The organism is Vibrio sp. 10N.247.311.13, from assembly GCF_041467595.1.
In the GTDB taxonomy this organism is placed as follows: Bacteria; Pseudomonadota; Gammaproteobacteria; order Enterobacterales; family Vibrionaceae; genus Vibrio; species Vibrio crassostreae_C.
In genome coordinates, this window is the sequence record NZ_JBFSUX010000096.1 from 1 (window position 1) to 8,899 (window position 8,899).

8 protein-coding genes, 1 tRNA gene and 1 riboswitch are annotated in these 8,899 nt (G+C 45.3%); all 9 genes read right to left on the reverse strand.

What is annotated here, in order from left to right; all coding sequences use genetic code 11:
* Nucleotides 1-130: 130 nt before the first annotated feature.
* On the reverse strand, nucleotides 131-1,243 hold the full coding sequence (gene thiH / locus AB6E52_RS22230; RefSeq protein ID WP_102321140.1) for a 2-iminoacetate synthase ThiH: 1,113 nt from the start codon (nucleotides 1,241-1,243) through the stop codon (nucleotides 131-133).
* Nucleotides 1,244-1,250: 7 nt separating this feature from the next.
* Nucleotides 1,251-2,015, reverse strand: a complete 765-nt coding sequence (locus AB6E52_RS22235) for a thiazole synthase (protein WP_102321141.1) — start codon at nucleotides 2,013-2,015, stop codon at nucleotides 1,251-1,253.
* Between the two features lie 2 nt (nucleotides 2,016-2,017).
* Nucleotides 2,018-2,227: a sulfur carrier protein ThiS gene (gene thiS, locus AB6E52_RS22240; protein WP_048610390.1), complete on the reverse strand. Its 210-nt coding sequence runs from the start codon at nucleotides 2,225-2,227 to the stop codon at nucleotides 2,018-2,020.
* Nucleotides 2,224-3,006, reverse strand: coding sequence for a HesA/MoeB/ThiF family protein (locus tag AB6E52_RS22245; protein ID WP_017062994.1), 783 nt, complete (start codon nucleotides 3,004-3,006; stop codon nucleotides 2,224-2,226). Before AB6E52_RS22245 ends, thiS begins: the two co-directional genes overlap by 4 nt.
* Nucleotides 2,996-4,288 carry a thiamine phosphate synthase gene (locus AB6E52_RS22250; protein WP_017061314.1) on the reverse strand — a complete coding sequence of 431 codons (1,293 nt, stop codon included), beginning with the start codon at nucleotides 4,286-4,288 and terminating at the stop codon, nucleotides 2,996-2,998. The genes AB6E52_RS22245 and AB6E52_RS22250 overlap by 11 nt, the downstream gene beginning before the upstream one ends.
* The gene (gene thiC / locus AB6E52_RS22255; protein ID WP_102321142.1) at nucleotides 4,288-6,237 is read right to left on the reverse strand and encodes a phosphomethylpyrimidine synthase ThiC; all 1,950 of its coding nucleotides are present in this window, start codon (nucleotides 6,235-6,237) and stop codon (nucleotides 4,288-4,290) included. The genes AB6E52_RS22250 and thiC overlap by 1 nt, the downstream gene beginning before the upstream one ends.
* A 130-nt stretch (nucleotides 6,238-6,367) precedes the next feature.
* Nucleotides 6,368-6,466, reverse strand: a riboswitch (TPP riboswitch).
* Nucleotides 6,467-6,528: 62 nt separating this feature from the next.
* The gene (gene crcB, locus AB6E52_RS22260; protein WP_017062997.1) at nucleotides 6,529-6,912 is read right to left on the reverse strand and encodes a fluoride efflux transporter CrcB; all 384 of its coding nucleotides are present in this window, start codon (nucleotides 6,910-6,912) and stop codon (nucleotides 6,529-6,531) included.
* Between the two features lie 100 nt (nucleotides 6,913-7,012).
* Nucleotides 7,013-8,395 (reverse strand): multicopper oxidase family protein, encoded by a 1,383-nt coding sequence (locus AB6E52_RS22265; protein WP_102321143.1) that lies wholly within the window; start codon nucleotides 8,393-8,395, stop codon nucleotides 7,013-7,015.
* Nucleotides 8,396-8,714: 319 nt separating this feature from the next.
* Nucleotides 8,715-8,791: transfer RNA gene (locus AB6E52_RS22270), tRNA-Trp, on the reverse strand.
* Nucleotides 8,792-8,899 lie beyond the last annotated feature (108 nt).

Here is an 8,899-nt window from a genome sequence, read left to right on the forward strand (position 1 = left end):
TCCAGCTAAATATCCGTTTAGATTCAAACAGTAATGCTTATCCGAACGGCATTGCACCTTAGGGTAGCCGTTTTTATTTGTCGATTTAACTTCGTCGATGTTTCACGTGGAACATAAATCTGCGTGTTCGCTAACCAGAGTAAGCACTGTGCCAGTCTCTCCACACAGGATCAAAACCACGTTGACGAATCATTGACTCAACATCGGCAGCACTTCGCTCATCACTTATTTCAAATTGCTCGAGTTCTTCTTCATCAGAAGCATAACCACCAGGCTGGGTTTTAGACGCAGCCGACATACTGGTGATTCCCAATGGCAACACATTGTCACGGAAAGCTGCAGACTCACGAGTCGAGAGAGACAATTCAACCTCAGGGTTTAATAAACGATACGCACAGATAAGTTGAACCAACTGTTTATCACTCATAATCGATTTAGGCTGCAAACCACCCTCACACGGACGAAGACGTGGGAATGAAATCGAGTAACGTGTTTGCCAATAAGTACGCTCAAGATAGTCTAAGTGAGCGGCCACGAAGAAACAGTCGGTACGCCAATCTTCCAAGCCAATCAAAGCGCCAATACCTATCTTATCAATACCCGCTTTTGCCAAACGATCGGGCGTTTCGAGCCGGTATTCAAAATCCATTTTATTGCCACGCAAGTGGTGTTCCGCGTAGGTACTTGGGCTATACGTTTCTTGGTAAACCATCACCGCATCTAAGCCGAGAATTTTAAGCTCTGCGTAGTCATCTTGATCAAGCGGCTGCACTTCCATCGCAAGATAGTTAAATTGTGCCTTAATATTCGGTAGCACTTCACGGAAGTACTTCATCCCGACCTTGGTTTCATGTTCACCAGTCACCAACAATACACTATCAAACTTCATCTTTTTGATAGCGGCACTTTCAGCATCGATTTCATCTAAAGTAAGTGTGCGACGCTTAATGCGGTTCTCCATTGAGAAACCACAATACGTGCACGCATTCGCACATAAGTTTGAGAGGTACAATGGAATATACAACGACATTGTATTGCCGAATCGCTTGCGTGTGAGTGCCAACGATTGTTGCGCCATCTGCTCTAAGTAAGGTTCTGCTGCCGGAGAGATAAGAGCCTTAAAGTCTTCCAAGTCGCGTTTAGGTTTACTCAGAGCGCGCTCAACATCCGCTGCCGTTTTACTGAAGATGGACATACCAATGTCATCCCAGTTGAGCTGTTTAAATCGATCAACAAACGTCATAAGGACACTACTCGTCTAGGAATGAAGTTAGCGGACTAGAAGCAACCGCATGAGACACCTGTCCAGCAAGACCAGAAAGGTAAGCCATACGGCCAGCTTCAACTGCCAGTTTAAAAGCAATCGCCATATCAACGGGTTGTTGAGAAGCCGCAATTGCAGTATTAACTAACACGGCATCCGCGCCCATTTCCATTGCACGAGCAGCATGAGATGGCGCACCAATACCAGCGTCAACAATCACAGGGACGTTCGCTTGGTCGATAATGATCTCTAAGAAGTCTGCCGAAGCGATACCTTTGTTCGACCCAATCGGCGCACCTAGCGGCATAACCGCAGCACAACCCACCTCTTCCAATCGTTTACACAACACTGGGTCAGCATGACAGTAAGGCAACACAACAAAGCCATCTTTAACCAGTTGCTCAGCCGCTTTTAATGTCTCAATTGGGTCTGGCATCAAGTACTTTGGATCAGGGTGAATTTCCAGTTTGAGCCAGTTTGTGCCTAGCGCTTCGCGAGCCAAATGCGCAGCAAAGATGGCATCCTTCGCGTTCTTCGCCCCGGAGGTATTTGGTAACAAGTTCACGCCAGCATCAATGATGGGCTGTAAAATATCATCTTGCTCAGAGCGAATATCAACTCTCTTCAACGCCATGGTTGCCAGTTGAGAACAGGAAGCTTCGATAGCACTCGCCATTAAATGTTTATTCGCGAACTTGCCCGTTCCAGTAAAAAGTCGTGATTGAAATGTTTTATCTGCGATAGTTAACATAGTTAGCCTCCTGCAATAGCTTGGAAAAGAGAAATAGCATCGCCTTCATTGACAACCGTTTGTTGCCACTGACTACGCGGGACAACCGCATTATTGATAGCAAAGACACAGCCCAGATCGGGTAATGAAAGCGCTTGGATGATATCCGCTAGAGACGACGATTGTGCAACCTGTTCTGGTTGCTCATTGATAGAGATCGTTATGTTGCTCATTGGGTTTCTTCTTCTAAATAGTTAACTGTAGATGTGCAGCAAACGGGGCATTCACTATCTTGAGTGACACTTAAGTTTTGCCAGTTCATCGTCTGACCATCAAACAGTTTGAGCTGATGTGTTGCAACCTGGAACTCGCCAGTGCTAATACGTTGAATCGCTGCCAGTGCTTGGAGGTTGCCTATGGTGCCAACAACTGGGCCGATGATGCCGCTATCGCTACAACGTGTCGTTTGTGGATGATGACTGAACGGGAACAAACAGTGATAGCACCCTTTCTGCATCTGATAATCAAAGACAATAAACTGACCTTTCCATCCGATCGCAGAACCAGAAACCAAAGGTGTCTTGCTACCAAAACATGCTTGGTTAACCTGCTGACGTGACTCAAAGTTGTCAGTACAATCCAACACCAAATCAGCGAGCATCACCTCAAGCTCAAGCTGGCTCTGAGTCATTCGCCTATTGATGGTTCTCACTTGGTTTCGACCATTAAGCTCAGTCAGTTTTTGCTTCAGAGCTTCGACCTTAGGCGAACCTAACTGGCTTTCCTTGAACGCAACCTGTCGTTGAAGGTTAGACGAATCCACACAATCATCATCAACTAATACGATTTTCCCGATACCGGAAGCCGCAAGATAGAGAGCCGCAGCATTGCCTAAGCCACCACAACCGATGACCAATACATGGCTATCTAATAGATTGCGTTGCCCTTGCTCACCCACTTCAGGAAGTGCGAGTTGTCGTTGATAACGAATGAATTCGAAATCATTCAGCATGACTTAGCTCCTGAGTTACCTCTTTAGCAGCACCTGAAGAACGGTCAGCCATTAATGCTTCGAAGAACTCAATCACTTGTTTTGGGTCTTCGGCTAACGTAATCGCACGTACAACAGCAAGGCTCGATACCCCACAACTCCACACCTGTGCGGCCGTCGACTGGTCAATTCCACCAATCGCAACTGTCGGATAACCGGTGAGTTCTTCTGTGTATGGGATAGTATCAATCAGCTGCTGATAGAGAGATAAACGCACAAGTCCTTGAGGCTTCGATGGCATCTGTTTAGTGGTGGTTGGGAATATATGCCCCAGCGCAATATAGCTTGGGTTGATTTGCACAATGCGTAGCAACTCGTAATAACCATGAGTCGATAGACCGATCTTAATACCAGCTTGGCTCAGTTGAGATAGGTTGGATTCTTCGATGTCCTCTTGCCCCAAATGAACACCAAAAGCATCATGCTTAAGTGCCAATTGCCAATAGTCATTGATAAAAACCTGAGCGTTGTGCTCTCTACCGAGTTCGATAGATCGCGCGATTTGTTGTTCTAAATCTGCTTGCTGTGGGTTCTTAATACGCAGTTGAACTGTGTTAATTCCAAGCTTGAGCAGCCTTTCGATCCACTCAACATCATCAACCACTGGGTATAGTCCTAGGCTACTCTTACTCAATTCCGGGAACGACAGTGATGTTCCTTGGTGCGCCCAACCAACACTAATATCCAGTCGCTCATCTTCGAGAACGGGAATAGGAAAGTTTTGATAGTTTGCTGGCCATGTTCCACGTGAAACACTAGATGCTGCGCGAGCTAAAACCAGTGCATCTTCTAATGGGAATTCCAACGCCAACAAAGTAAGTAACCAAGCAAAGTGGCCACGACTATCTAACTCCTGATGAGCTGGAGTTTCACTCTTGATAGCACGATTAGAATCTAGCTGTGACCAGATATCCAATGCAGCTGAGTCATCTAAGACACCGATATAGATGGTATTCGGAGTTTGTGCCAAGGCATCGCGGACACCAGCTAGCGCCACTGAATGACTGTAATAAACGATATGATCAAGCTCACTTGAGCGACACTCCGCCAATGAATCAACATCATGAGCAAAACCAATAGATAACGCTTGCTGAGCATCAACGATAGAGAAGCATTGAGTTGGGCTTACACCCAACTCAACTGCATCGGTTGCCAAGCCTTGTCGCTTAGCAACCAATAGACAGCTTTGCACCTCTCCCGTTAGCTCAATATTTTGAGATGGGATAAGAATCTTCACTGTCATTATTCCTCTAATTGAGCTTCTTTTGCGCCTACTGCTGGGTGATAAAGTTCAGAGCCAGTATCACGGAACTCTTGTGATTTCTGACGCATCCCTTCCAACGGATTATCAAGCATCTTAATCTCGATAGCCTGATCAGCAGCCACTTGTTCAGTGTCTTTCGCGTACTCTCGAACTTCTTGAGAGATCTTCATTGAACAGAATTTAGGTCCACACATAGAGCAGAAGTGAGCAACCTTGCCCGATTCTTGTGGCAGGGTTTCATCGTGGAAAGAACGGGCTGTTTCTGGATCTAAAGCTAGATTAAATTGGTCTTCCCAACGGAATTCAAAACGAGCTTTAGATAATGCATTATCTCGGATTTGTGCGCCCGGATGCCCTTTTGCCAAGTCTGCTGCATGTGCTGCCAGCTTGTAAGTAATCAAGCCAGTCTTCACATCTTCTTTATTTGGTAAGCCCAAATGCTCTTTAGGTGTTACATAACAAAGCATCGCACAGCCGTACCAACCAATCATCGCCGCGCCAATACCAGAGGTAATGTGGTCATAACCCGGTGCAATATCAGTGGTCAGCGGGCCTAACGTATAGAAAGGTGCTTCATGGCAGTGCTCTAACTGCTCATCCATGTTCTCTTTAATAAGATGCATAGGTACATGTCCAGGACCTTCAATGATCACCTGTACATCGTATTCCCAAGCCACTTTAGTTAACTCACCTAGAGTACGTAACTCCGAGAACTGAGCCTCATCATTGGCATCTGCAATAGAGCCAGGACGTAGGCCGTCACCTAGTGACAAAGCCACATCGTACTTCGCACAGATCTCACAGATCTCGCGGAAGTGTGTGTATAGGAAGCTTTCTTGGTGATGTGCAAGACACCATTTCGCGATAATAGAGCCACCACGAGAAACAATACCTGTCACACGCTTAGCCGTCATAGGAACATAACGAAGAAGCAAACCAGCATGGATAGTGAAGTAATCAACGCCCTGCTCCGCTTGTTCAATCAAGGTATCGCGCATCACTTCCCAGTTAAGGTCTTCGGCTACGCCATTCACTTTCTCAAGCGCCTGATACATAGGAACCGTACCAATCGGCACCGGGCTATTACGTAGGATCCATTCACGAGTCTCGTGGATATTACGGCCAGTGGAAAGGTCCATTACGGTATCGCCGCCCCAGCGAGTCGACCATACTAGCTTCTCAACTTCTTCTTCAATCGAAGAGCTAACTGAAGAGTTACCGATATTGGCGTTCACTTTCACTAAGAAGTTGCGGCCAATAATCATAGGTTCTGATTCTGGGTGGTTGATGTTCGAAGGGATGATAGCTCGGCCTTCAGCGACCTCTTTACGCACGAACTCAGGGGTAATTTCTTTAGGTAGGTTGGCGCCAAAGTTATGGCCAGGGTGTTGGTGATTAAGTTGTTCGTCAGCAAACTTCTGACGCCCCATGTTCTCGCGTATCGCAATATACTCCATCTCAGGAGTGATAATACCCTGACGAGCATAATGCAGTTGAGTTACACATTGGTCGCCAGTAGCACGACGAATTCTAGGCAGGTTTCCGTAACGAAGGTCGTCTAGGGTTTCATCTTCTAAACGTTCTTTGGTGTAAACAGAGCTTACATCATCGAGCAATTCCGTATCGCCACGCTCTTCAATCCATTGCTCTCGCAACTTAGGAAGGCCGCTATAAATGTCTATTTCATGCGTAGGATCGGTATAAACACCGGAGGTATCGTAGACATGAATAGGCTCATTAGATTCGAATACAGGCTCTTTTTTGGTGCCACCGACAAGGCTATCTGCGAGTGATATTTCTCGGACAGGGACTTGGATATCTTCTCGAGATCCTTGGATGTAAGCTTTTTTTGAATTTGGATAGGGTTGTACGGATAAAGAATCAATGAAATTCTTCGCTTCCAGTCTTGCTTGTTTACGACTCGACATAGCATTTTTCCTTGGCTTTTAGCCATTATTTATTGGGATAAAAATGCTTGACGGATTAGATGCTACAAGAGGGATCACAGCAAGAAAATGCAGTTGTGATCTGGAGATAGATCTCTAGAAGGATTCTAGTTAGATATCTACTCTTGTTCCCTTCGCAGGTATTAGCCTGATCAGGTTCAACGGATCCCGAGTTAACGGTCTCAGCCATATGGCACTCCGACAAGTACGATCGAGTATATAAAAACGGCTTGGATAAACCAAGCCGAGTTGTTAACAAATCGTAAGAAAGTTTTAAGACTTTATCAGAAGTTGGAAGCCGAACCATGCGGCTGAAATACTGAGAACCACATTGAGCAGTACATTGAGCCCCATCTTGAAGAACGCACCCTGCTGCATAAGAAGCACGTTATCCATCGAAAACGTAGAAAATGTCGTCAGGGCTCCAAGGAAACCAAGACCGATAATTTGTCTCCACGGCTCCGTCGCAACCATCTCATTTTCAAACGCGGCGATGAGCAATCCCATAATCAAAGAGCCAATTACGTTAACAGTCAGCGTACCGTAAGGAAAACCACGCCCTAACATCACAACGCATAACTCTGAAATCAAGTAACGTGAACAAGCACCAAACGCGCCACCGATGGCGATAAAACCTAGAATAGATAACTGACCCATGAATCCTCCCAAACAATAATCCCTATATTCTAGCTTTAACGCCGATAAAAGCGAGGGTAGAAACTAAGAATGCATGCGCAAATATTAAACGTTACAGGTGTCACTTAACTTCAATATATCCCATCAAACCCGTTTTCATGTGTTCTATAACATGACAATGATACATCCAGCGGCCAGGGTTGTCGGCTACAAATGCAGCTTTAGCTCGGCCATTTTTTCCAAGTAACACTGTATCAGTATGGAAAGGTTCTTCAACTTTCTTCCCATCAAGTTCCAATACAGTGAATGTATGGCCGTGAATGTGAATCGGGTGATGATATTGAGTGACGTTCTTAAGATCGAATATATAGGTTTTTCCCAGCTCTAAAGTCGCCAACGGTTCAGGGATATTATCTTTGCTCATCCCCTCCCATGCTCGTTTATTAGTTAGCCAAAACTTAGGCATAGATTTTCCATCTTTAGATACTGGAGAAACCGCCCCTTCCCATTCAAATAAAAAGTCGATTTCTTCTGCATTAGCCAAATCTAAATTGGGCACAGGATTAAGGGGTAAAGAAGGCAGAGAGCGATTCTCAACAAGGGTTGAATCTACAACCTCGAACTCACACAAAGAGAAAGGAAAGCGTCCTTTCATTTGAAGGACGCTAACTCGCCCACCGGCTTTGGGTGCTATCAGTCCAATATCCACTCGCATCCCTGGACCAATTTTATGTTGCGTCAGCTTATAAGGTGTTTTTACAGGGTTACCATCAATGGCAATCACCCATGCCTCAGCCCCTTCGACAGCTATAGGGTAAGTGATCGTATTGTCGACATTAGCGATACGTAGCCTGGTTGTTGCATGTTGTTTTAACTCATAGACAGGCTCATGTATTCCATTAACGCTACTCCACTCTCCTGGCGTACCCATACGAGCACTGAGTCGTGGGATCATTAGATCTTTCCATTGGCCTTTCTTATCTATATGCCAATGTTTAAGCATCAGTGCGTGCTCTTCATCAAACGGCACTGGAATGCTCTCCTCAACGATAATTAGACCAACCAAGCCCATACCAAGCTGCTTAACGCTGTTCATATGTGGGTGATACCAAAACGTGCCAGCATCTGGTGGCGTAAATTCATAAATGAATGTTTCACCTGGCATGATCGGTGGTTGGCTCAAGAAGGGAACCCCATCCATTTCGATAGGAATCCTTAAACCATGCCAATGAATAGTTGTCGGTTCTGATAGCTTGTTGGTAAAACGGATCGTTACCTTTTCACCTTGTCGACATCGAATCGTTGGTGCTGGAATCTGACCATTAAAGCCTAGAATATCAGTCTCAAACCCCGTCACGAGTTCAGCGGTTGAAGGTTCTGCCGTTAAGTCATAAACATACTTTCCTTGTTCATCAACCGACCGTTTCATTGAGCAAGCGGGCAGTACAGTGAGTGCAGATATAGCGAGAGATGATTGAATAAACTTACGACGGGAGATACCCATATTTGTTGCCTTTTAGTAATAACGACCAAAATGTAACAAAATATTGAGAATAATTCTCATAAAGAAGTGTGGATTGTGTTGTTAATTGCTTATAAAAGAGACTGAGATAAGTAAGCACTTACATTTCTAAGACAATATTCTATTCAAGGTAGGTAATTATCAATTAAAAATCGAACAAATATAAATCAAAAAGACTCTAGGATTTCTGCTTCGATGGGGATCAATATAGTCGACTTGGCTGACACTCCGGTCCTCAACGTCACTTTGAAAAAGTGACAGATACAAAAAAGCTCCAGCATTTCTGCTGGAGCTTTAAATATGGCAGGGGTGGAGAGATTCGAACTCCCAACACGCGGATTTGGAATCCGCTGCTCTGCCAATTGGAGCTACACCCCTAAAACTTTCATTACTTCAGATTCGAAAAAACCTCGCACTAGGCGAGGTTATCGAATAAGTGGCGGAGTGGACGGGACTCGAACCCGCGACCCCCGGCGTGACAGGCCG